General features: G+C 69.4%; 20 protein-coding genes and 1 pseudogene. 11 read left to right on the plus strand and 10 right to left on the minus strand.

Translation table 11 applies throughout. The annotated features are described in order from the left end of the window. Together EV671_RS26880 and EV671_RS23320 are read left to right on the plus strand one after the other, a co-directional pair. A pseudogene (locus EV671_RS26880) lies at positions 1-264 on the plus strand (AmpG family muropeptide MFS transporter); the annotation flags it as partial. Next, positions 264-980, plus strand: a complete 717-nt coding sequence (locus tag EV671_RS23320; RefSeq protein WP_132576319.1) for a polysaccharide deacetylase family protein — start codon at positions 264-266, stop codon at positions 978-980. The pseudogene EV671_RS26880 and the gene EV671_RS23320, both read left to right, overlap by 1 nt. A gap of 54 nt (positions 981-1,034) precedes the next feature. Here EV671_RS23320 and EV671_RS23325 read toward each other — a convergent pair whose 3' ends face one another. Further along, positions 1,035-1,559 carry a hypothetical protein gene (locus EV671_RS23325; protein WP_132576320.1) on the minus strand — a complete coding sequence of 175 codons (525 nt, stop codon included), beginning with the start codon at positions 1,557-1,559 and terminating at the stop codon, positions 1,035-1,037. A 164-nt stretch (positions 1,560-1,723) separates the two neighbouring features. Between EV671_RS23325 and EV671_RS23330 the strand changes: the two genes are divergently transcribed. From EV671_RS23330 to EV671_RS23370, 9 genes are all read left to right on the plus strand, one after another. After that, the gene (locus tag EV671_RS23330) at positions 1,724-4,063 is read left to right on the plus strand and encodes a bifunctional salicylyl-CoA 5-hydroxylase/oxidoreductase (protein WP_132576321.1); all 2,340 of its coding nucleotides are present in this window, start codon (positions 1,724-1,726) and stop codon (positions 4,061-4,063) included. Beyond that, complete coding sequence (locus tag EV671_RS23335) at positions 4,060-4,797, plus strand: SDR family NAD(P)-dependent oxidoreductase (protein ID WP_132576322.1); 738 nt, start codon at positions 4,060-4,062, stop codon at positions 4,795-4,797. Before EV671_RS23330 ends, EV671_RS23335 begins: the two co-directional genes overlap by 4 nt. After that, entirely contained in the window at positions 4,797-5,279 is a 483-nt protein-coding gene (locus tag EV671_RS23340) for a MarR family winged helix-turn-helix transcriptional regulator (RefSeq protein WP_132576323.1), read from the plus strand. Before EV671_RS23335 ends, EV671_RS23340 begins: the two co-directional genes overlap by 1 nt. Beyond that, positions 5,276-6,115 (plus strand): enoyl-CoA hydratase family protein, encoded by an 840-nt coding sequence (locus EV671_RS23345; RefSeq protein ID WP_132576324.1) that lies wholly within the window; start codon positions 5,276-5,278, stop codon positions 6,113-6,115. Before EV671_RS23340 ends, EV671_RS23345 begins: the two co-directional genes overlap by 4 nt. 1 nt (position 6,116) lies before the next feature. Continuing rightward, complete coding sequence (locus tag EV671_RS23350; RefSeq protein WP_132576325.1) at positions 6,117-7,256, plus strand: acyl-CoA dehydrogenase family protein; 1,140 nt, start codon at positions 6,117-6,119, stop codon at positions 7,254-7,256. Positions 7,257-7,258: 2 nt separating this feature from the next. After that, positions 7,259-8,863 (plus strand): AMP-binding protein, encoded by a 1,605-nt coding sequence (locus tag EV671_RS23355; RefSeq protein ID WP_132576346.1) that lies wholly within the window; start codon positions 7,259-7,261, stop codon positions 8,861-8,863. Next, on the plus strand, positions 8,863-9,285 hold the full coding sequence (locus tag EV671_RS23360; protein WP_132576326.1) for an acyl-CoA thioesterase: 423 nt from the start codon (positions 8,863-8,865) through the stop codon (positions 9,283-9,285). Before EV671_RS23355 ends, EV671_RS23360 begins: the two co-directional genes overlap by 1 nt. Next, a complete protein-coding gene (locus tag EV671_RS23365; protein ID WP_132576327.1) occupies positions 9,282-9,680 on the plus strand; it encodes a RidA family protein in 399 nt (132 codons plus the stop codon). The genes EV671_RS23360 and EV671_RS23365 overlap by 4 nt, the downstream gene beginning before the upstream one ends. Positions 9,681-10,055: 375 nt before the next feature. Beyond that, the gene (locus tag EV671_RS23370; RefSeq protein ID WP_165917700.1) at positions 10,056-11,807 is read left to right on the plus strand and encodes a matrixin family metalloprotease; all 1,752 of its coding nucleotides are present in this window, start codon (positions 10,056-10,058) and stop codon (positions 11,805-11,807) included. A 731-nt stretch (positions 11,808-12,538) separates the two neighbouring features. Here the strand turns inward: EV671_RS23370 and EV671_RS23380 are convergent. The 9 genes from EV671_RS23380 to EV671_RS23420 form a co-directional block, all read right to left on the minus strand. Further along, positions 12,539-12,877, minus strand: a complete 339-nt coding sequence (locus EV671_RS23380; protein WP_132576329.1) for a type II toxin-antitoxin system RelE/ParE family toxin — start codon at positions 12,875-12,877, stop codon at positions 12,539-12,541. Then, positions 12,874-13,149, minus strand: a complete 276-nt coding sequence (locus EV671_RS23385) for a type II toxin-antitoxin system Phd/YefM family antitoxin (protein WP_132576330.1) — start codon at positions 13,147-13,149, stop codon at positions 12,874-12,876. The genes EV671_RS23380 and EV671_RS23385 overlap by 4 nt, the downstream gene beginning before the upstream one ends. A 197-nt stretch (positions 13,150-13,346) precedes the next feature. After that, entirely contained in the window at positions 13,347-13,574 is a 228-nt protein-coding gene (locus EV671_RS23390) for a hypothetical protein (RefSeq protein ID WP_132576331.1), read from the minus strand. 221 nt (positions 13,575-13,795) lie between these two features. Then, complete coding sequence (locus EV671_RS23395; RefSeq protein WP_132576332.1) at positions 13,796-14,413, minus strand: YdeI/OmpD-associated family protein; 618 nt, start codon at positions 14,411-14,413, stop codon at positions 13,796-13,798. Between the two features lie 52 nt (positions 14,414-14,465). Beyond that, positions 14,466-15,284 (minus strand): hypothetical protein, encoded by an 819-nt coding sequence (locus EV671_RS23400; protein ID WP_132576333.1) that lies wholly within the window; start codon positions 15,282-15,284, stop codon positions 14,466-14,468. A 191-nt stretch (positions 15,285-15,475) separates the two neighbouring features. Further along, on the minus strand, positions 15,476-17,257 hold the full coding sequence (locus EV671_RS23405) for an MFS transporter (protein ID WP_132576334.1): 1,782 nt from the start codon (positions 17,255-17,257) through the stop codon (positions 15,476-15,478). A 14-nt stretch (positions 17,258-17,271) separates the two neighbouring features. After that, positions 17,272-18,381 carry an N-acetylglucosamine-6-phosphate deacetylase gene (locus EV671_RS23410; RefSeq protein WP_132576335.1) on the minus strand — a complete coding sequence of 370 codons (1,110 nt, stop codon included), beginning with the start codon at positions 18,379-18,381 and terminating at the stop codon, positions 17,272-17,274. After that, positions 18,378-19,145: a DeoR family transcriptional regulator gene (locus EV671_RS23415; protein ID WP_132576336.1), complete on the minus strand. Its 768-nt coding sequence runs from the start codon at positions 19,143-19,145 to the stop codon at positions 18,378-18,380. Before EV671_RS23415 ends, EV671_RS23410 begins: the two co-directional genes overlap by 4 nt. A 34-nt stretch (positions 19,146-19,179) precedes the next feature. Then, on the minus strand, positions 19,180-20,514 hold the full coding sequence (locus tag EV671_RS23420; RefSeq protein WP_132576337.1) for a D-tagatose-bisphosphate aldolase, class II, non-catalytic subunit: 1,335 nt from the start codon (positions 20,512-20,514) through the stop codon (positions 19,180-19,182). Positions 20,515-20,520 lie beyond the last annotated feature (6 nt).

Raw genomic sequence — 20,520 nt, forward strand, 5'->3', positions numbered from 1 at the left:
TACATGATGCAGCAGATCGCCCCCGGCCCCTTCCGCATGGCCCACTACGCGATGGCCACCGGCGTGATGGCGCTGACGAAGTGGGGCACGGGCAGTGTCAGCGCGCTGCTGTGGAACGGCGTCGGCCACCACTACGCCGGCTTCTTCGGCTGGGTGCTGGTCTTCTCCATCCCGCCGGTGCTGCTGGCTTGGGTTGCGCCCTTCCCGCACGACGGCCTGGAGGCCGCGCCCGCGGGCAGAGAAGCCCCGGTGGGAGCGCATTGATGAGCCTGCTGCTCAGTCTCGCCATGGCCGCCGCCACCGCCGCCCAGCCCGCCTGCGGTGCCGATGCGATCGGCACTTCGCGCACGCTGACCCTGAAGCGTGAAGCCGCCGCCTGGGGCACGGCCCAGCATGCGCCGCTGCCGACGCTGGCGCCCGGGGAGGTCGTGCTGAGCTTCGACGACGGCCCGCGGCCCGAGTCCACGCCGCTGGTGCTGAAGGCCCTGGCCGAGCAGTGCGTGCAGGCCAGCTTCTTCATGAACGGCGAGCCGCTGCGCGCCAACGCCGCGCTGGCCCGCCAGGTGCGCGACGCCGGCCACAGCGTCGGCATGCACGGCTTCCGCCACGAGCATTTCCCGCAACTGTCCACGGCCGCGCAGCTGGCCGACCTGGACGCGATGATCGCCACCTACCGCGCGGCGCTGGGTGCCGAGCCGGCGGCCTGGCGCTTCCCCTTCCTCGAAGAGACGCCAACCTTGTTGAAGGCGCTAGGCGAGAAAGCCATCACGGTGATGTCCGTCGACGCCGGCGCCGAGGACTGGCTGCCCGAGCAGACGCCGCAGATGCTTGCGACCAAGCTGCTCGGCCAGCTCGCGAAGAGCGGCGGCGGCATCGTGCTGCTGCATGATGCCCAGGACCAGACGGCGAGGGCGCTGCCCTTTTTGCTGCAGACGCTGAAGGCCAGGGGCTATCGCGTCGTGCATCTGCGCTGGGAGTAGGCAAGGCGGCTCGCGTCGCCTTGCGGGCATGCTCGACAACGGATTGCCTCGCGGCTACCTGTCGAACCAGTATTCGAACTCGGTCCGGTTCTGGTTGAAGGCCTTGCCGTCGTTCACGGTCTCGGCACGTACGACGCCGTGGATGCCACGGAACTTGCCGGTCCCGCCCGTGATGTCCAGTTCCGTCAGGTTCTTGAGGCGGTCAGTGTTGGCCAGCTTGTGGTTCAGGAAGTAGCCCCGCGCGAAAATCTTGTCGCCGCTCTCCATCCGGTATTCGACATAGCTGCGCCCGAGTCCGTTCAGGTCGGTGAGGTCGCTGCTGGCACGGATCACGGCCTCCTTCAGGACCACGCCCTCGATGGTCTGGTCCTTGCCGCCGTAGGCGCGCACCAGTTCGTAAAGACGCAGCTTGTGTTCCGGCACATCGCCGACATCGAGGATGTGCATCACGGTGTATTTGTTGCCGCTGGCCGGCGCATCGAACGCGACCACATGCTTCTCCTGCGCATGGGCCCCCGCGCACGCGAGGAGTCCACCGCAGAGTGCCACCGATATCTTCCAGCGCAGGTCTGTTCGCATCGTCGTTGCTCCATGAGTTGCCTAGTCGTCTGACTCTAGCGATGCGCCTTTGAGAAGTCCAGGTGCCGGGACTCAGACCCATCCGGCGCCGGCCGGAGGCTCAAAAAAATACTTGACGTTTGAACTATTGATTTCTAAAGTGAAACGCATCGAGAGGACATCTCATGCGTATCACCTGCATAGGCGGCGGCCCTGCCGGCCTGTATTTCGCGCTGCTGATGAAGAAGGCCGACCCGGCCCACCAGGTGCGGGTGCTGGAACGAAACCGTGCGGGGGACACCTTCGGCTGGGGCGTCGTGCTGTCCGACCAGACCGTGGACGCGCTGCGCGAGGCCGATGCCGAGACGGCCGAGCAGATCAGCGACGCCTTCAACCACTGGGACGACATCGCCGTGCATTTCCACGGCCGGCGCATCGTGTCCGGCGGCCACGGCTTCTGCGGCATCGGCCGCAAGAAGCTGCTGAACATCCTGCAGGCCCGCTGTGAGGCGCTGGGCGTCGAGCTGGCCTACGAGACCGACGTGGCCGACGACGCCGACATCGACGCCGACCTCATCATCGCGGCCGACGGTCTGAACAGCCGCATCCGCCAGAAATACGCCGCCAACTACCAGCCTGACATCGACCTGCGCCGCTGCCGCTTCGTGTGGCTGGGCACGACCCGGCTCTTCGACGCCTTCACCTTTGACTTCCAGCAGACGCCATGGGGCTGGTTCCAGGCCCATGCCTACCGTTTCGACGCGACGCATTCGACCTTCATCGTCGAGGCGCCCGAGGAGGTCTGGCGGGCCGCGGGCCTGGAGGACATGGGCAAGGAGGAGGGCATCGCCTTCTGCGAGAAGCTCTTCGCCCAGGTGCTGGACGGCCACAAGCTGATCTCCAACGCCAGCCATCTGCGCGGCTCGGCGCAGTGGATACGCTTCCCGCGCGTGGTGTGCAAGAGCTGGGTGCACCGCAACGAGCAGGGCACGCCGGTGGTGCTGATGGGCGACGCCGCCCACACGGCGCATTTCTCGATCGGCTCGGGCAGCAAGCTGGCGCTGGAGGACGCGATCGCGCTGGCGCGCGACATCGAGCAGCACGGCGGCGACCTCGAAGCCGCGCTGGCCGAATACCAGGCCAGCCGCAGCGTCGAGGTGTTGCGCATCCAGAACGCGGCGCGCAATTCCACGGAATGGTTCGAGAACGTCGAGCGTCATGCGCGGCTGGAGCCTGAGCAATTCGCCTATTCGCTGCTGACGCGCTCGCAGCGCATCTCGCACGAGAACCTGCGGCTGCGTGACAGCGCCTATGTCGGCGGGTTCGAACGCTGGCTGGCCGGCCGCAGCGGCGTGGAGGCACAAGTGCCGCCGATGTTCACGCCCTTCAGGCTGCGCGGCCTCACGCTGAAGAACCGCGTCGTCGTGTCGCCGATGGCCCAGTACAGCTGCGAAGACGGCCTGCCCGGCGACTACCACGTGGCCCACCTCGGCGCGCGCGCCCAGGGCGGCGCCGGCCTCGTCTTTGCCGAGATGACCTGCGTGTCGCCCGACGCGCGCATCACGCCCGGCTGCCCGGGGCTGTGGAACGACGCCCAGGGCGCGGCCTGGCGGCGCATCGTCGACTTCATCCACGGCAGCAGCAGCGCCAAGGTCGCGATGCAGCTCGGCCACGCCGGGCCCAAGGGCTCGACCTGCCTGCCCTGGGAAGGTGGCGAGGACCGGCCGCTGGCGAGCGGCAACTGGCCGCTGATGGCGGCCAGCGAGCAGCAATACCTGCCCGGCGTCAGCCAGCTCGCCCACGCGATGACACGCGCCGACATGGACCGCGTGCGCGACGACTTCGTCGCCGCCACCCGGCGCGCGGCGGAGGCCGGCTTCGACTGGCTGGAGCTGCACTGCGCCCACGGCTATCTGCTGTCCGCCTTCATCTCGCCGCTGACCAACCAGCGCAGGGACGACTACGGCGGCTTGCTGGAACAGCGCCTGCGCTATCCGCTCGAGGTCTTCGCCGCGATGCGCGCCGCCTGGCCCGAAGGCCGGCCGATGTCCGTGCGCATCTCGGCCCATGACTGGGTGCCCGGTGGCACGACGCCGGAGGGCGCCGTCGCCATCGCCGCCGCCTTTAAGGCCGCCGGCGCCGACCTCATCGACGTGTCCTCCGGCCAGGTCAGCAAGGCGCAGAAGCCGGTCTATGGCCGCATGTGGCAGACGCCCTTCGCCGAGAGCATCCGCAACCGCGTCGGCATCGCGACGATGGCCGTCGGCGCGATCTCCGAGGCCGACCATGTGAACAGCATCGTCGCCTCCGGGCGCGCTGACCTCTGCGCCATCGCACGGCCCCACCTGGCCAACCCGGCCTGGACGCTGACCGAGGCCGCGCGCATCGGCTATGGCGGGCCCACGGGTCTGGATTGGCCGCGGCAATACCTGTCGGGCAAGAGCCAGCTTGAACGCGAGTTCGAGCGCCAGCGCTCGGCGGGCGTGGCCGCGGCCGAGCAGGCGAACAAGGCGCTGGGCGTATGAAGCACAGGCATGCCGTCGTGACGGGCGGGGGTAGCGGCATCGGTGCCGCGGTGGCCGCGAGGCTGCTCGCCCAGGGTGCGCGCGTGACGCTGATGGGGCGCAGCGAGCCGAGGCTGCGCGCGCAGCAGGCCGCGCTGGGCGATGTGGCCGTCCAGGTCTGCGACGTGGCCGACGAGGCCGGCGTCATGGCCGCCTTCGCGGCGGTGGGGGATGTGGACATCCTCGTCAACAACGCCGGCCAGGTGGAGACGGCGCCGCTCGGCAGGACCTCGCTGGAGCTGTGGCAGCGGCTGCTCAACGTCAACCTGACCGGCACCTTCCTGTGCAGCCGCGCCGTGCTGCCCGGCATGCTGGCGCGCCGGCAGGGCCGCATCGTCAACGTGGCCAGCACCGCGGCGCTGAAGGGCTATGCCTATGTCGCCGCCTACTGCGCCGCCAAGCATGGCGTGCTGGGCCTGACCCGCGCGCTGGCGCTGGAAGTGGCGGCCAGGGGCGTGACGGTCAACGCCGTCTGCCCCGGCTATACCGAGACCGACATCGTCGCCGGCGCCATCGACAACATCGTCGCCAAGACCGGCCGCACGGCGGAACAGGCCAGGGCGGAGCTTGCCGGGGTCAATCCGCAGGGCCGGTTGATCCAGCCCGACGAGGTGGCCGCCACCGTCGCCTGGCTCGTCGGCGCGGCCGGCGTCAACGGCCAGGCCATCGCCGTGGATGGCGGGGAGACGATGTGATGTCGGCAGATCTCGATCTCGAAACCCGTGCCTCCGCCGACGACCACCAGGCGCTGCGGCTCTGGCTGCGCCTGCTGTCCTGCACGACGCGCGTGGAAGACCAGATCCGCCAGCGCCTGCGGCAGGATTTCGGCACCACGCTGCCGCGCTTCGACCTGCTCGCCCAGCTGGAGCGCCACCCCGACGGCCTGCCGATGCGCGAGCTGTCCAAGCGGCTGATGGTGACCGGCGGCAACGTGACCGGCATCACCGACCAGCTCGAAGCCGAGGGCCTGGTACTGCGCGAGACCCGCGCCGACGACCGCCGCAGCTTCATCGTCAGGCTCACGCCCCAGGGCCGGCGCCAGTTCAAGCGCATGGCGGCCACGCACGAGGGCTGGATCGTCGAGCTCTTCGCCGGTTGGACGCCCGCGCAGAAGATCCAGGTCTACGAGCTGCTCGCGCAACTGAAAACACATCTGTCCAAGGACGCCACGACATGAACCCGCACCTGAGCTCGGGCAACCGCCAAAGCCTGGCCGGCTACGCGCCCCAACACTTCCTCTGGCAGCAGCAGGGGGCCGTCGGCCTCGTCACGCTGAACCGGCCCGAGCGCAAGAACCCGCTGACCTTCGAGTCCTACGCCGAGCTGCGCGACCTGTTCCGCCGCCTGAGCTACGTCGACGAAGTCAAGGCCATCGTCATCCAGGGCGCGGGCGGCAACTTCTGCTCCGGCGGCGACGTGCACGAGATCATCGGCCCGCTGACCGCGATGAGCATGCCCGACCTGCTGGCCTTCACGCGCATGACGGGCGACCTGGTGAAGGCCATGCGCGCCTGTCCCCAGCCCATCGTCGCGGCCATCGACGGCGTCTGCGCCGGTGCCGGCGCCATCATGGCGATGGCCTCGGACCTGCGCGTGGGCACGGCACGCAGCAAGACGGCCTTCCTGTTCACCCGCGTCGGCCTGGCCGGCTGCGACATGGGCGCCTGCGCGCTGCTGCCGCGCATCGTCGGTCAGGGGCGCGCTTCGGACCTGCTCTACAGCGGCCGCAGCCTGGGCGGCGAGGAGGGCCATGGCTGGGGTTGGCTGAACCGCCTCGTCGAGCCCGAGCAGCTGTTGCCGGAGGCCATGGCCTGGGCCGGTGAGATTGCCGCCGGGCCGAGCTTCGCGCATGCGATGACCAAGCGCATGCTGCATCAGGAGTGGGCCATGGGCGTGGACGAGGCCATCGAGGCCGAGGCCCAGGCCCAGGCCATCTGCATGATGACCCAGGACTTCCACCGTGCCTACGAGGCCTTTGCGGCCAGGCAGAAGCCGGTCTTCCAGGGGGATTGAAATGGACCACCTCGACTGGCCCTTCTTCGACGCCAGGCACCGCGAGCTGGCAACCGCGCTGGACGCCTGGTGCGGCGAGCATCTGCAGCATGTGGACCATGACGGCGACGTGGACGCGCAATGCCGCGATCTGGTCGCGCAACTGGGCGCAGCCGGCTGGCTGAACCATGCGGTGGCCGGTGATGGCCACGCCATCGACACCCGCGCCATCTGCCTGATCCGTGAGACGCTGGCGAAGCATGACGGCCTGGCCGACTTCGCGTTCGCGATGCAGGGCCTGGGCTCGGGAGCGATCTCGTTGCAAGGCACCGCGGCGCAGCGCGCGCACTACCTGCCGCGCGTCGCACGCGGCGAGGCGCTGGCGGCCTTCGCGCTGTCCGAGCCGGAGGCCGGCTCGGATGTCGCGGCGATGCAGTGCAGCGCCGTCGAGGACGGCGACGCCTATGTGCTGAACGGCGAGAAGACCTGGATCTCCAACGGCGGCATCGCGGATTTCTATGTGCTGTTCGCGCGCACGGGTGAGGCGCCCGGGGCCCGCGGCATCAGCGCCTTCATCGTCGACGCCGGCCTGCCCGGCTTCGACATCGCGGAGCGCATAGCCGTCATCGCGCCTCACCCGCTCGCGCGCCTGCGCTTCACGAACTGTCGCGTGGCCAAGAGCCAGATGCTGGGCGCACCGGGCGAAGGCTTCAAGGTGGCGATGCGCGCGCTGGACGTGTTCCGCACCTCCGTCGCCGCCGCGGCGCTGGGTTTCGGTCGCCGCGCGCTGCAGGAAGGCCTGGCCCAGGCCAAGGCGCGGCCCATGTTCGGCGCCACGCTGGCCGACCTGCCGCTCACGCAAGCCAGGCTGGCCGACATGGCCTGCACGGTGGATTCGTCCGCGCTGCTGGTCTACCGCGCCGCCTGGCTGCGCGACCAGGGCCGCACCATCACCAAGGAGGCCGCGATGGCCAAGCTGATGGCCACCGAGGGCGCGCAGCAGGTCATCGACGCGGCCGTGCAGCTCTTCGGTGGCCGCGGCGTGCGCCGGGGCGAGATTGTCGAATCCCTCTACCGGGAAATCCGTGCGCTGCGCATCTACGAGGGCGCCAGCGAAGTGCAACAGCTCATCATCGGTCGTGAGCTTCTGAAGCAGGCTTGAACATGCATCCTTCGGCCCATCTGGATACCTTCGCAAGAGATCACCTCCCGCCGCAGGACCAGTGGCCCGAGCTGGTCTTCGACCTGCCCGAGCTGCAGTTCGGCCCCAGGCTGAACGCGGCCACCGAGCTGCTGGACCGCTGGGTCGCGCAGGGCCAGGGTGGGCGCCCCTGCGTGCAGGGCGCCGGCCTGCGCTGGACCTATGCCGAGCTGCAGGCCGAGGCCAACCGCATCGCCAACGTCCTCGTCAATGAGCTCGGCGTCGTGCCCGGCAACCGCGTGCTGCTGCGCGGTGCCAACACGCCGCAGCTGGCGGCCTGCTGGTTCGCCGTCGTCAAGGCCGGCGCCATCGCGGTGGCGACGATGCCGCTGCTGCGCGCCAAGGAGCTGGGCCAGGTCATCGCCAAGGCCGAGGTCAGCCATGCGCTGTGCGACGCGGCGCTGGCCGACGAACTCATGGCGGCCCAGGCCCAGCACCCCGTGCTGCGCGGCATCTGCCACTTCCGCAGTGGCGCGCCCGACGGCCTGGAGGCGCGCGCCGCGCGCCAGCCGGCCACGTTCACCAATGTCGACACCGCCAGCGACGACTGCGCGCTGATCGCCTTCACGTCCGGCACCACCGGCCAGCCCAAGGGCACGATGCACTTCCATCGCGACCTGATCGCCGCCTGCCGCTGCTGGCCGCCGCACTGCCTGCAGGCCCGCTCCAGCGACGTCTTCATCGGCAGCCCGCCGCTGGCCTTCACCTTCGGCCTGGGCGGCCTGCTGCTGTTCCCGATGAGCGTGGGCGCATCGACCGTGCTGCTGGAGAAGGCCGCGCCGGAGCTGCTGCTGAAGGCCATCGTCGAGCACCGCGCAACGGTCTGCTTCACCGCGCCCACCTCCTACCGCGCGATGGCGCCGCTGGCCGCGCAGCACGACATCTCGGCGCTGCGCAAATGCGTCAGCGCCGGCGAGGCCCTGCCGGCGGCCACGCGGGCGCTGTGGAAGCAGGCCACCGGCATCGAGCTCATCGACGGCATCGGCGCGACCGAGCTGCTGCACATCTTCATCTCCCACACCGAGGCCGAGGCCAGGCCCGGCGCCACCGGCAGGCCCGTGCCCGGCTACCGCGCCTGCATCCTCGGCGACGATGGCCGCCCGCTGCCGCCCGGCCAGGTCGGCCGCCTCGCCGTGAAGGGCCCGACCGGCTGCCGCTACCTGGCCGACGAGCGCCAGCGCCAGTATGTGCAAGACGGCTGGAACCTGACCGGCGACGCCTACCTGCTCGACGCCGACGGCTACTACGTCTATCAGGCCCGCACCGACGACATGATCATCTCGGGCGGCTACAACATCGCCGGCCCCGAGATCGAGGCCGCGCTGCTCGCCCACCCGGCCGTGGCCGAATGCGCCGTCATCGGCGTGCCCGACGCGGAGCGCGGCCAGCTCGTGAAGGCCTTCGTCGTGCTGCGCGAGGGCCATGCGCCCGATGCGAAGGCGCTGCAGGAGCATGTGAAGGCGAGCATCGCGCCCTACAAATACCCGCGTGCCGTCGAGTTCCGCGACAGCCTGCCGCGCACCGAGACGGGCAAGCTGCAGCGCTTCAAGCTGCGGGAGCCCGGCTGATGCCCGGCGTCGTCTTCGAGCGCGAGCTGAGCGTGCGCTTCGGCCATTGCGACCCGGCCGGCATCGTGTTCTACCCGCGCTATTTCGAGATGCTGAACGAGCTCGTCGAGGACTGGTTCGCGCAGGGCCTGGGCATCCCGTTCGCGCAGCTCATCGGCGAGCGCCGCATCGGCATGCCCACCGCGCAGCTGGACACCCGCTTCAGGCGCGTCAGCCGCATCGGCGACCGCCTGCGCCAGCGCCTGAGCCTCGTGCGCCTGGGCGGCAGCTCGCTGACGCTGGCCATCGCCTTCGATGGTGACGACGGCACGCGCGTCGAATTCGACCAGGTGCTGGTCTGCACCTCGCTGGACACGCACAAGCCCCATCCCCTGCCCGCCGACTTGCGCGCCGCACTCGAGCGCGCCCAGGAGACCCCATGAGCAAACAGATCCTGCAGCCCGCCGGCTGGGCCGCGCCGCGCGGCTATGCCAACGGCGTCGCGGCCAGCGGCCGCCAGGTCTTCGTCGCCGGCCAGATCGGCTGGAACGAGCGCTGCGAGTTCGACAGCGACGACTTCATCGCCCAGGTGCGCCAGGCGCTGCTGAACGTGCGCGCCGTGCTGGCCGAGGCCGGGGCCGCGCCCGAGCACATCGTGCGCATGACCTGGTATCTGATGGACAAGCGCGAATACATCGCCCGCGGCCGCGAGGTGGGCCAGGCCTACCGCGAGGTGCTGGGCCGCGACTACGGCATCGCGATGAGTGCGGTGCAGGTGTCGGCGCTGATGGAGGATCGGGCCAAGGTGGAGATCGAGGTGACGGCGGTGCTGCCGTAAGGCGGCGCACTCGGACGGGGTGCGATGCTGAATGTCGCTGAACGACCCGTTGCGGAAGTTAGTCTTGCGCGACTGGGCGGCCCGAAGCAGTCGTTCACCGTCTCGGGCTCGACGGCGCAGCATCGTCAAGCCAAACGCCTTGACTATCACGTGTACTTAGGCTGGCGCCGGCGTCGCGGCGTGCCCCTGAGCCCCCTCAGTGAGGGGGGCACTTCAAGCAGTTCTGCGCGTAGGCTCGTGCCCGCGGATTCCCATGTCTTGGAGGCGTCCGTCGACGCAGCGATCCTCCTAAGGAGGATCGTTCAGCGTAGCGGTCGTAGTGGTTCCGGGTTCCATCGTCGGCGCCAGAGTCGACCACCTCGAGGGAGGCCCCCAATGCGCAGAGCCCTTCAGCGTAGATTGCTGCCGCTGCTTTTCGCGTCACTCGCACTGGTCTGCGGTTTGGCCATGGAGGCCGCGCAAGCGGCTTCTGCGCAGCAGACCATCCATGTCACTGGGCTGCGGCAAGATGGCGATCAAGGCGTACTCGTCAACATCACACTCAGCATCCCAGCCGGCGTGGACGCCGCCGGGATCGTTGACGATGCGCTTGCGAGGCATGGCGCGAAGCCGGTCACGAATTGCTCTCAGCTACCCATCCTGTTCTGGCCGCAATTCTTCGACAAGACCAACAAGAGTCCCTTTGTGCCGCAGTACTACAACCCGGCGGGTGACACCACGCCCGGCGGCGCGATGCAGGCGCTCCAGGCAGGCGAAGTGGAGTGGAGTGCCGTGCCCAAGTCCGCGTACAGCGTGCAGTTCCAGAGCACGACGGGGGCGGGGCCGGCTTTCGACGGCATCAACACGGTGGGTTGGCTCACGCCCTGGCCGCTCAATCCCAATGCACTCGCCGTGACTCAGACGTATTTCCGCTTTTCTACAGGCGAAATCGTCGAGGCCGACACCCTCATCAACGGGCAGAACTTCGAGTTCTTCGCCAACCCGGTTGACTTGACGCCCACTCGCTACGACATCCGCTACGTGCTGCTGCACGAGAACGGGCATGCCGCCGGGCTGTGCCACTCGCCCGACCCGAATGCGGTGATGTACCCAGCTTTTGGCCCAGGTGTCATCGGTCACGGGCTTGCACCGGACGACATGGACCAGATGGTGTGGCTTTACCCCAATGCTCCGGGGCAAGCGATGCGCTTTCCCAGGCCCCAGGCCATCCGTGTGCCTGAGGACTACCCGAGCATCCAACTTGCCATCAACTCCGCCCAGCCGCGTGACGTGATTCGGGTAGGCCCCGGGAGATGGTGCGGCGCACGAGTCACCAAGACGCTGAACCTCGTCGGGGAAGGCGGCGCGACCATCATTGGTTGCCCACCAGGCGTTCCGGGCCCCGTCGGCAACGCCGTCAAACGGGGGTTCGTCGTCGATGCCGCAGCGTCTGGAACGTCCATCAGCCAGTTCGTGTTCGACGGCAACGGTCTCTCTGACGTCAATCGTGATCCTCTCTCGCGCGGCATCCAGTCGACGGCCGGCGCCAACAACCTAGTCATCGGCGCCAATACCTTCCTGGGCGGCGCTTTCGGGGTGTTCGTTATTGGCGGGAACAACGTCCAGGTGACGCGGAACAGCTTCAATGGCTTCAGGGTCCTGGGGAATGGCGACGGCGGAGCGGCCATCTTGGACATCGGCCGCGTCGGTCGGGCGACAGGGCATTCGATCCTCGACAACCGAGTTTCCTCATCGGTCCCGCTGGGCGACTACTCCTGGGCCAGTTGGGTCAATGAGGCGGATGTCCCCCTCGCCGGGATCGTTGTATCTGCCCTGGATGGAGGCCTGCTCTCCAACAACAAGGTCTCGATCACCGCCAATGCCAACGGCGATGCAGGAGTTGGCATTCTCGCGACGGACCTTCTCACCGGCTTGACCACGATAAACCTGGCAATCACCAACAACGACGGCAGAGGCAGTGCGTACGGGTTGATCATCACCAAAGATCTGAGCGGGGGAACTGGGAACACCGTCGGCGCTGCCATTCGGGGCAACTTCGGCGTCAATCAGATCAATGGTTGGAACTCGAGCGTGCGTAACCGCTCGAGGGTGCTGCTTTGCGATCCCGACACCGGGATTTGTCAATAGCCTCTCAGGTTTCGTCCCATGCCGTGCCGTAGGGCCAAAGTTTCCAGCTGGTGCAAATGGCGGTGCAGGGCAGCGGCACTTGTGCCGCAGGCCATGCTTCTGTGAGCACACTCATGAGTGGACAGTGCAAGGACACCTGGGCCGCGGGCGACCTGTACGAACCCTATGTCGGCCGCTGGAGCCGCCTGGAGGTCTGGGGCTTCCTCGCTTGGCCGGCGCCTGCGCCGGGGCTAGCTGGCTTGATGTCGGCTGCGGCGCCGGCGCGCTCACCGAACTTGTGCTGCATTGCGTGCAGCCGCGATCGGTGAAAGGATCGATGCCTCTGCGCGTTTCGTCGAGCACGCGCGCACTCGGCGGCCAGGCGCCGGCGCCTGGGTATGCGATGTCGTTGAGCGAGGAGCGGCGTGCCGCCTTGCGCGAGCACATCCGCTCGTGCTTGCCGATCGGATCCGACGGCTCGATGGAGCTTGTCGCGCGCGCCTGGGCGGTGAAAGGTTTGCGGTAAAGCGCGCGGTTGCCTTGTGACCGTGTACCTAGGCGGCGATACGCCGCCGCAGCCTGGAGCTCACGCCGGCTTGTGCGCCAGGAAAAAGACTGGCCAACCTGTTAGCTGGCCGTGGCCTAGGCCTGCTCGTGGCCGAGATAGCCCGCTCGCGGCCAGCGCTGCGAGCAGCCAAGCATGGAGAGAACGCGCAGCGAGATGGGCAATTGAGGTCGGAGCGAGAGGTTGCTCAGGCGCTCAACAAGCGACGCATCAACAGTGTCCGGAAATCCTGCCGTCCGTCGCCGATAACATAGATGTAGACCTTCGCGTCGACGATTCTGTAGATGAGCCGGTATGCCTTCCAGGATGTCTGACGGTAGTCCCGAATTCCCAAGTCGAGCAGTTCAGCCGGGACACTACCCTTCTCCGGAAAGACTGACAGTTTCAGCCCGGCCGCCTCGATCTTGTCGATCACGTGTTCCGCCGCGGGCTGCGAATCGTGCTCGGCGATGTAGTCGTAGATGTCTTCTAGATCAGCTTGGGCGTCGAGCGTGATCTCGACCTTGTAGCTGACAGGCAGGCTCATGCGGCGGCGCGCTTGGCCTTGACGCGTGCGGCCGCGCCGGCCAACGGCATGGACTTGCCGGCCTCAACTTGGCGACTGCCGAGAGCCAAAATCTTGAGCAGGGCCAGGCTTTCCTGCGTCTTCTCGTAGGCACCCAGGTCCTGCAGGATGGCCTTGGCTTGGCCGTTCTGGGTGATCACGAGCGGCTCACCCCGCTTTTCAAGATCGAGCAAGATCTCGGCGGCGTTGGCCTTGAAATCGCTAAGGGAGCGAACGCGGGTGGAAAGATTCATGGCGGACTCCTGCTCGAACCGAATTCGGTCTGAATGCAGACTGATTCTAGCCGATTCACTCCGACGGAGCCGTGCGCGTGGCGCGTCCAGCCGAGGCTGCGATCGACTTGGTAGCCTATCAAGAACCTGCCGTTCGCCAACGGCAGGTAGTGGCCGGCAGCAGATGCTCAACGGTCGTCGCCGGTCGGCCGCCGGCATCAGTTCGAATCACCGTCCTCGCCTTTTGCCTGCTTTGCTTTGCGAGCGCGCCGACGGACGTCATAGAACGTGGCGCCCACCCCGGCAGCAATCATCGCAACGGCTTTGAGTTGCTGCCAGCTGAACATCGTCTCCTGCACCGCGAGGAATGCCCCAACCAGTGCTAGGACGGAGCCAAGCACGAAGATCGGCAGCTTCTCGATTGGAGGGGGCACCAGTATTGCCATGTGATCAGCCTACCCGAATGCCGCCGCTCGCGACGGGCCGTTCCTGGCCGCTGGCGTGCAGTCAGGCTGTCGAGCCTCGTGAGCCCAATGCCCGGCCCTCGTGTCGCTCTGAAAGCCGCTGCCGAAGGAAGTGCCGCGGCCGTCGGTGCCATCCGGTGAAGCCTCGTGGCCGCGCTTCGACAGGTGGGGCTGGGAAGAGCCCGCCCGCATCAACCTCGCCGTCATGCCTTGGCCTTGGGCTTGAAGATGTGGATGGTCTCGCCGCGCGCCAGCATCTCCACCAGCTGGGCGATGCGCTTCGCGCGCGTCTCGGCCTTCACGGCCGTCTGAATGCGCCACAGCACCGCGTAGCGATTGGTCGCATTGATCGTCGCGAAGAAGGCCTTGGCCCTGGGCTCGGCCTCTAGCGCCGCCAGCAGGTCCTCGGGGACCGTGGACGTGCGCGCGCTGTCGTAGGCCTGGGCCCAGCGGCCGTCGGCCTTGGCGGCCTCGATCTGCGCGTGGCCCGGGGCCTGCATGCGGCCCGCCTCGATGAGGGCAGCGACCTTGTCGACATTGATCTTCGACCAGATGCTGCGCGCGCGCCGCGGCGTGAAGCGCTGCAGGAAGTGCTGGCCGTCGAGGCCCTTCTTCTGGCCGTCGATCCAGCCCCAGCAGAGCGCGATCTCCACAGCCTCGGCGTAGGTGACGCTGGGCTCGTCGGCGCCCCGCTTGGCGATCTTGAGCCAGAGGCCGCCGGAGCTGGCGTGATGCTTCTTCAGCCAGGCCTCGAATGCCTTGGCGTTCTTGAACAAGGCCGGGGCGGCCTCGGGCGGGGCGGCGGGCTTGGTGGCGGGCATCGCACGAGTGTGCCCTAACGGTGGCAGCGCGGTGACCGCCCCCGAACCGCTGCTACCGCCCCGGCGGCCCGCCCTGGTCGCGCCTGTCCTTGCCGTCGTCGCCATGCCCCTTGCCGTGGCCGCGCTCCTGCGGCTCGCCGCGGCCCTGCGCCGGGTGCTGCGGCGCGTTGGGTGCGGCCATCGGGACCGGTTGCGGCGGCATCGGCTGGGGCTGCATGCGTGGGCCGGCCTCGTAGCGTGGCGGCGGGCCGCCGCCGCGGGGCTCCTGCTGTGGCGGCCACTCCTGCGGGCGTTGCGCCGGGCGCTGGGCCTGCGGGGCCTCCATCTGCGGCCGCCGCGGCGCGGCCGCCGGCACGCCGCGATCCCGCTCCATCTGCAGCGGCGGCAGCTGCTGCCTTGCGGCCTCGCTGCGCGGCTGGTAGCGATAGTTGCGGGCCTGCAGGTCGGCCTGCTGCCCGGGGCTGGGGTAGAGCTCGCCCGCATAGCGGCGCTGGTAGCTGGGCAGCGGTGACGGCCCGGGCATGGCCCTGCGGTTCCAGCGGTCCCAGTCGTGGTGCTGCTGTTCCCACTGCGGGCCCCAGTGGCGGCCCCAGCGCGGTGGGGCGCCGGGCTGCCAGCCGCCGAAGTAGGGCGGCGGGGCCATGTAATAGCGCACCGGCACGCGCAGCAGGTAGTAGGGCACATAGGCGGGCGCCACGATGACCCATGGGCCGTTGTACCAGGAGCTCATATACCAGTCGTCGCCCTCCAGCACCCAGTACATGCCGTCGTAGAAGAAGAAATTGGCGCCGAGGCCGGGCGCGTAATAGACCGGGTAGCCCGGCACGACCACCATCTGCGGGTAGGCCGGGACGTTGATGCCGATGCTCACGCTGACGGCGGCTTGGGTGGGGCCCGCGGCGGCAGCGCAAAGAAGTGAAATGCACAAGGCGATGAATCTGCTGCGCATGGCCTGCCTCCATTGCTTTCCCTGGAGCGCTTGCGGCTCGCGGCGCCCGCCGTGGCCACGCCTCGATTCTGCGCGCCGCCCATGCGGCGAGGTTTGCAGATGTATCCGGCCGCTCAGCCGCGTCGGCCCGCGAAGAAGCCCTCGATCTCCTCCAGCGTGCGGCCCTTGGTCTCGGGCAGCAGCCTGGCCGCGACGAGGAAGAAGACCAGCGTGCAGCCGGCCCAGAAGAAGAACATGGCCGCGTAGCCGTGCCGGCCCACGGTGGGCAGGAAGACGGCGGCGATGGAGGTGGACACGAACTGGTTGACCAGCAGCGCGATGCTCATGCCGTTGGAGCGGATGCGCGTGGGCATCAGCTCCGACAGCGCCAGCCAGACGCAGACGCCCGGCCCCACGGCGAAGAAAGCGACGAAGGCGAGGATGCAGGCGGCCGTCCAGATGCCGTGCGCCGCGCCGGGCACGGGGCCGAGCCGGGCGGAATCGATGCGCAGCGGCGCCTGCGCCGACGCGGCCGGGTCGGCGAAGGGGTTGAGGTGCAGGCGGCGGAACAGCGCGCCGATGACGTTGTCGGGCTGCACGGTGTCGCTGCGGCGGATGTTCAGGCGGGTCGGGCCGGCGTCGGAGCGCAGCGTCTGCACATTGCTGAACTCGCCATAGGACCAGGCCACGGTCAGCATCTGCGCGCCGGTCGCCGGGTCGGCGCCCAGCGCGCGCCATTGCGCGGCGTCCAGCGTGAGGGAGAGGTCGTCGCCCTGCTGGTGCGCGGCCAGCGCCGGGGCCATGTCATGCAGCTCGCCCTCGGCGGAGCGGAACAGCAGCGCCGCGCCCAGCAGCGACAGCGCGATGCCGCCGCTGCCCAGCATCAGCAGGAATTTGCGGCCCTTGCGGTCCACGAGACTGACGGCCAGCACGGTGACGGCCGCGTTCAGCAGCTTGATGGCCACGTCGGCCCAGTTGGCCATCGAGCCCGGCAGGCCGGCGGCGTTCAGGATGGTCACCGCATAGGCGAGCACTGAGTTGATGCCGGTGGCCTGGGTGCAGGCCAGCACCAGGCAGGCGAGCAGAAAGGGCAGCACATAGCGGCGGCTCAGCAGCGGCTCGGTGGTGCTCGTGGCGGCGCTGGCGCTGCTGCTGGCGGCGATGGCGGCCAGCGTCTCGTTGGCCTGCGGCTCGGGCAGGCTGCGGCGCAGTGCGGCCAGGGCGGCATCGCTGCGGCCGCGGCGCAGCAGCCAGCGCGGCGACTCGGTCAGCAGCAGCCCGCCCAGCGTGAAGACGAGGCCGGGCGCCAGGCTCATCCAGAAGATGCTGCGCCAGGCCTGGTCGCGCGCCACGAACAGGGCCTGCTGCACGTCGCCGCCCGCGGCCTGGGCCGCAGCACTGGCCGCCTCGACGCCGCGCGCCTGCACCAGGCCGATCAGCGCGGCGACGACCAGGCCGATGGTCAGCAGCAGCTGGAACATCGCGGTGCCGCGGCCGCGCCGGTCGGCGCTCAGGCATTCGGCGAGGTAGAGCGGCACGACGACGCCGATCAGCCCGCCGCTGATGCCCTGCAGCAGCCGGCCCATGAGCAGCGGCACATAGCCGTCGGCCAGCGCGATGACCGGGATGCTGAGCGTGAACAGCGCGCCGGCCATCAGCATGGCGGGCTTGCGGCCTATGGCGTCGGCCAGTGCGCCGGCGAACAGCGAGGACAGCACGCTGCCCAGCAGCACGGCCGCGACGATGAAGCTGAGCTGCTGGGCGCTGAGCTTCCAGGCCGCGACGGCCGTGGACTCCAGATAGGGCAGGGCGCCGGCGATGATGCCGATGTCGATGCCGTAGAGCAGGCCGCCCATGCCGGCGATGAAGAGCAGGAAGCGCATATAGCGCGGCCCTTGCAGCGTTGCAGCGGTCATCGGCGATCCTTGTCTCAGAGCTTGTTGTCGGGAGAAATGGCGCGGCCTTCGCTGAAGACCTGCAGCGGCTGCAAGGCCTCGTCGAGCACGACGAGGTCGGCCCAGGCGCCGGGTGCGATGCGGCCGCGGTCGGCCAGGCCCAGGTAGTCGGCCGGGAAGCGCGAGCAGCGCTGCGAGGCCAGCGCCAGGTCCTCGCCCAGTCCGACGAGGTTGCGCAGCGCCTGGTCCATGGTCAGTGCGCTGCCGGCCAGCGAGCCCTTGCTGCCGCCCAGGCGCACGCAGCCGGCGCATTTGTAGACGCGCTGCGAGCCCAGCGCATATTCGCCGTCGGGCATGCCGGTGGCGGCCGTCGCGTCGGTGATGGCATACAGGCGCGGGATGGCGCGCATCGCGGCGCGCATCGCGCCGGGCGCCACATGCTCCAGGTCGGGGATGAGCTCGGCGTACTCGGCATGGGCCAGGGCCGCGCCCACCATGCCGGGCTCGCGGTGGTGCAAGCCGCTCATGCCGTTGAACAGATGCGTGAAGCCGGCCGCGCCGGCCGCCAGCGCGGCGACGCCGTCCTCGTAGCTGCCGGAGGAATGGCCCAGCTGCACGCGGATGCTCATGGCGGCGAGCGCCGGGATCAGCTCGAGATGGCCGGGCATCTCTGGCGCCAGCGTCAGCACGCGCAGCGGCGCGATGGCGTGCAGGCGCTGCACGGCCTCCAGCGTGGCCGGCACGGTCAGCGCCGGCTGGGCGCCGAGGCGGTGCGGGCTGATGAAGGGGCCTTCCAGGTGCACGCCCAGCACGCGGGCGCCGTCGTCGGCCTTGGCCGCGATGGCACCGCTCAGCCCGCGCAGCGCGCGCTCGATGTCGCTGGCATGCGCCGTCATCGTCGTGCCCAGCAGCGCCGTCGTGCCGTGGCGGGCATGAGCGCGCGCGACCGTGGTGGCCGCATCGCCACCCTGCATGATGTCGACGCCGGCGGCGCCGTGCACATGCAGGTCGATGAAGCCGGGCAGCACGAGGCGGTCGCTGCGCACGCCGGCATCGGCCTCGATGCGCTGCACGCGCTCATCGAACACCAGGCGGCCGTCGAGCCAGCCTTCCGGCGTCAGGACGCGGCCTTCGATGCTGTTCATTCGGCGACGATCAGTTCTATGCCCAGCCGCGCGAGGCCATCGCGGTATTCGGGGCTGATGCCGGCATCGGTGATGACGGTGTCCACCTGCTCCAGCAGACCGATGCGGTGCAGGCTGACGCGGCCGAACTTGGAGGCGTCGCAGAGCACGACGACGCGGCGCGCGCGCTCGACCATCTTGCGGTTCAGGCTGGCCTCGGCCTCGTGGTGGGTGGTCAGGCCGAACTGCAGGTCCAGGCCGTCGACGCCGAGGAAGAGGGTGTCGAAGCTGTAGGCGTTCAGGCAGGACTCGGCCTGCACGCCCTGGAAGGACAGCGACTGCTTGCGCAGCAGGCCGCCGGTCAGCATGACCTGCACGCCCTGGGCATTGGCCAGCTCCCACGCGATGTTCAGGCCGTTGGTCATCACGGTGACGTCGCGGTGGTCCAGCAGGTGGCGGGCCAGCGGCACGGTGGTGGTGCCGGAGTCGACCAGGATGTTGTCGCCCGGCTGCACCAGCTCCGCGGCGCGCGCGCCGATGACCTCCTTCAGCGCGCTGTTCAGGCTGTCGCGCTGCTGCACGCTCTGCTCCTGCGGCGGCGTGCGCACCAGCGTCGCGCCGCCGTGGTTGCGCGTGGCCAGGCCCTGGGCCTCGAGCTGGGCGAGGTCGGTGCGGATGGTCACGGCCGACACGCCGGTCAGCGCGGCCAGCTCGGACACCTGCACGCCGCCCTGCTTGACGAGGAGCTGCAGGATCTGTTCGCGGCGCTGGCTGGTGTTTCGCATGGCTTTCGGGTTTGTTTCGAACGAGAGCGGATTCTCAGGGGTTCGAAACCGGAGCTGCGGTCGGGCTTTCGATTGCGGCGGCCTCATTGGCTTCGCAGGCACGGGCATAGCGAGCCAGCAGCTGGCCCACCTTGTGGCGGGCCAGGTCTTCGGCGCGGGCGGCCAGGCGGCCTTCGGACACGGCCAGGGCCTGCTCGGGCAGGAACTGGCTCAGCAGGGCCAGCGGCAGCGGCTGCTCGTCGAGGTTGGCGACGAGGCGCTGCAGCGCGGCCTCCACGGCCGGCTCGCCCCAGTAATAGCGGCTGCGGTCGCTGAGGCCCCAGGCGCGCAGCAGGCGCTGGGCCTCGGGGCTGCCGGGGTAGTGCTTGAGCCAGTGGCGCGGCTGGGCGCGCATGGCCCCGTCCAGCGTCTCGATGAGACGCGACTGCGCGGCCGCCGGCAGCAGCTCGCGCTCCAGCATCGCCAGCGCGAACCAGGCCTCGCGCAGCGCAAAGGTGGCCGCCGGGCCGACCTTCAGGATGGCGAAATGGTCGCGCACCATCGCATGCAGCGAGGCCTCGGTCTGGTAGTCCGTCGAGTGGGCCTCGTAGACCAGGCCGGGCTGGCCCTCGATGAAGCGCGACAGCGACGCGGCCGCCGCGCGGTCGTAGTGCTGCACGCTGCTGTGGTCGAAGTCCACGCCGGGCTGCACGACCATCGCGACGACGCGCCGCCAGGCTTCGCGCAGCCCGCGTGCGGCGAAGGCCAGGCGGTGCACCTCCAGCGTCTGCGCGGCGGCCTCGGGCCGCGTGACGGCCACGCCGCCGCCCAGGGCCGCCTCGCCGCCGGGGATGGGCACCTCGGTGCCGATCACATAGACCGGCGGCGCCAGCCCGGCGCCGCGCGCGGCGGCCTCGGCCATCTCGGCCAGCTCGGCCGAGCGCTGCGCGACGACCTCGTCGGGCAGGCGCGCCAGGTCATCCGCGCAGGCCATGCTGCAGTCGAGGTGGATCTTGTGGAAGCCGGCGGCCACATAGGCCTGGATCAGCTCCTTCGCGTGTCCCATGGCCTCGGCGGCGGGCAGGTTCTGCCAGGCATTGGGGCCGAGGTGGTCGCCGCCGAGCACCAGGCGCCCGGCCGGCAGGCCCTGGGCGTGGGCCATCGCCTGCACGTAGTCGCGGAACTGCGGCGGCGTCATGCCGGTGTAGCCGCCGAACTGGTCGACCTGGTTGGAGGTGGACTCGATCAGCAGCAGGCCGCCGCGCTGGCGCGCGAGCTGCATCGCGGCCTCCAGCACATAGCGGTTGCTGCAGCAGACGCTGGCGACGCCGACCGGCTCGCCGCGGCGGTGGGCGGCGATCGTGTCGAGGATGGGAGAGGTGGTGGACATGGGCAA

The organism is Roseateles saccharophilus (assembly GCF_004342485.1).
Lineage (GTDB): Bacteria > Pseudomonadota > Gammaproteobacteria > Burkholderiales > Burkholderiaceae_C > Pelomonas > Pelomonas saccharophila.

Bases quoted from the DNA above. Each gene is read 5' to 3' on its own strand.
- EV671_RS23320 (WP_132576319.1), top strand. From the start codon at position 264: ATGAGCCTGCTGCTCAGTCTCGCCATGGCCGCCGCCACCGCCGCCCAG.
- EV671_RS23325 (WP_132576320.1), bottom strand. From the start codon at position 1,559: ATGCGAACAGACCTGCGCTGGAAGATATCGGTGGCACTCTGCGGTGGA.
- EV671_RS23330 (WP_132576321.1), top strand. From the start codon at position 1,724: ATGCGTATCACCTGCATAGGCGGCGGCCCTGCCGGCCTGTATTTCGCG.
- EV671_RS23335 (WP_132576322.1), top strand. From the start codon at position 4,060: ATGAAGCACAGGCATGCCGTCGTGACGGGCGGGGGTAGCGGCATCGGT.
- EV671_RS23340 (WP_132576323.1), top strand. From the start codon at position 4,797: ATGTCGGCAGATCTCGATCTCGAAACCCGTGCCTCCGCCGACGACCAC.
- EV671_RS23345 (WP_132576324.1), top strand. From the start codon at position 5,276: ATGAACCCGCACCTGAGCTCGGGCAACCGCCAAAGCCTGGCCGGCTAC.
- EV671_RS23350 (WP_132576325.1), top strand. From the start codon at position 6,117: ATGGACCACCTCGACTGGCCCTTCTTCGACGCCAGGCACCGCGAGCTG.
- EV671_RS23355 (WP_132576346.1), top strand. From the start codon at position 7,259: ATGCATCCTTCGGCCCATCTGGATACCTTCGCAAGAGATCACCTCCCG.
- EV671_RS23360 (WP_132576326.1), top strand. From the start codon at position 8,863: ATGCCCGGCGTCGTCTTCGAGCGCGAGCTGAGCGTGCGCTTCGGCCAT.
- EV671_RS23365 (WP_132576327.1), top strand. From the start codon at position 9,282: ATGAGCAAACAGATCCTGCAGCCCGCCGGCTGGGCCGCGCCGCGCGGC.
- EV671_RS23370 (WP_165917700.1), top strand. From the start codon at position 10,056: ATGCGCAGAGCCCTTCAGCGTAGATTGCTGCCGCTGCTTTTCGCGTCA.
- EV671_RS23380 (WP_132576329.1), bottom strand. From the start codon at position 12,877: ATGAGCCTGCCTGTCAGCTACAAGGTCGAGATCACGCTCGACGCCCAA.
- EV671_RS23385 (WP_132576330.1), bottom strand. From the start codon at position 13,149: ATGAATCTTTCCACCCGCGTTCGCTCCCTTAGCGATTTCAAGGCCAAC.
- EV671_RS23390 (WP_132576331.1), bottom strand. From the start codon at position 13,574: ATGGCAATACTGGTGCCCCCTCCAATCGAGAAGCTGCCGATCTTCGTG.
- EV671_RS23395 (WP_132576332.1), bottom strand. From the start codon at position 14,413: ATGCCCGCCACCAAGCCCGCCGCCCCGCCCGAGGCCGCCCCGGCCTTG.
- EV671_RS23405 (WP_132576334.1), bottom strand. From the start codon at position 17,257: ATGACCGCTGCAACGCTGCAAGGGCCGCGCTATATGCGCTTCCTGCTC.
- EV671_RS23410 (WP_132576335.1), bottom strand. From the start codon at position 18,381: ATGAACAGCATCGAAGGCCGCGTCCTGACGCCGGAAGGCTGGCTCGAC.
- EV671_RS23415 (WP_132576336.1), bottom strand. From the start codon at position 19,145: ATGCGAAACACCAGCCAGCGCCGCGAACAGATCCTGCAGCTCCTCGTC.
- EV671_RS23420 (WP_132576337.1), bottom strand. From the start codon at position 20,514: ATGTCCACCACCTCTCCCATCCTCGACACGATCGCCGCCCACCGCCGC.